This window comes from Pseudomonas sp. Pdm06, from assembly GCF_014851795.1.
Taxonomy (GTDB): domain Bacteria; phylum Pseudomonadota; class Gammaproteobacteria; order Pseudomonadales; family Pseudomonadaceae; genus Aquipseudomonas; species Aquipseudomonas fluorescens_AA.
On the sequence record NZ_JACVAH010000038.1, the window covers coordinates 1 to 1,137 of the forward strand.

The window sequence follows — 1,137 nt, forward strand, 5'->3', positions numbered from 1 at the left end:
CACCCTGCTCAAGCACCTGCCCGAATACATGGTACCCAGCGCCTTCGTCCACCTCGATGCCTTGCCCCTCACCGCCAACGGCAAGCTCGACCGCCGCGCCCTGCCGGCCCCCGGCCTGGAAGCCCTGGCCAGCAAAACCTACGAGGCGCCCCAAGGCACCACTGAAATCGCCCTCGCCGAAATCTGGAAAGACCTGCTGCAACTGGATCAGGTCGGCCGTCACGACGGCTTCCTCGAACTCGGCGGCCATTCCCTGCTGACCGTGCAGTTGCAGGCTCGCCTGCACCAGGACCTCGGCGTCGAGATCGACCTGCGCACCCTCTTCAGCCAGACCTCGTTGAGCGAACTGGCCCAGCGGGTGGAACAGGCCGGTCACTCCCACGTCCAGCCCATCGACGTGGTGTCCCGCGAGCAGGCGTTGCCGCTGTCCCTGGCCCAGCAACGCCTGTGGTTCCTCGATCAACTGGACCACGCCGCCAGCGTTGCCTATCACATGCCCGCCGCGCTGCACCTGGGCGGCAGCCTGGATCGCAACGCCTTGCAACGCGCCCTGGACCGCATCGTCGCCCGTCACGAAAGCCTGCGCACCACCTTCGAACGCCGTGACGGCGAGGTCCGCCAGCGCTTCGCCGCCGCCGACAGCGGCTTCGCCTTGCAGGAACACGACCTGCAAGGCCTGGACGCCGAAGCCCGGCAAACCGCCGTCACCCAACTCACCCAGGCCGAAGCCCGGGACGCCTTCGACCTGAGCCAGGGACCGCTGATTCGCGGCCGTCTGCTGCGCCTGGCCGAGGACGAACACATCCTGCTGGTGACCCAGCACCACATCGTCTCCGACGGTTGGTCGGTGGCGGTGTTGATCGGCGAGTTCAACGCGCTCTACGCCGCGTTCAGCCAGGGCCTTGACGATCCGCTGCCACCCCTGGCCCTGCAATACGCCGACTACGCCAACTGGCAACAGCAGCACCTGCAAGGTGAACGCCTGCACGCCCAGGTCGATTTCTGGAAAGTCCACCTGGACGGCGCCCCGGCGCTGCTGGAACTGCCCAGCGACCACCCGCGCCCCCAGGTGCAAAGCTACCAAGGCGCCGCGCTGGCCCTGCAACTGCCCGCGCCGCTGAGCAGCCGCTTGCGCCG

General features: G+C 68.0%; 1 protein-coding gene. It reads left to right on the forward strand.

The genetic code is table 11. The features are described 5' to 3' along the window. A partial coding sequence (locus tag IB266_RS30420; protein WP_225613698.1) for a condensation domain-containing protein occupies nt 1–1,137 on the forward strand: 1,137 nt, incomplete at both ends.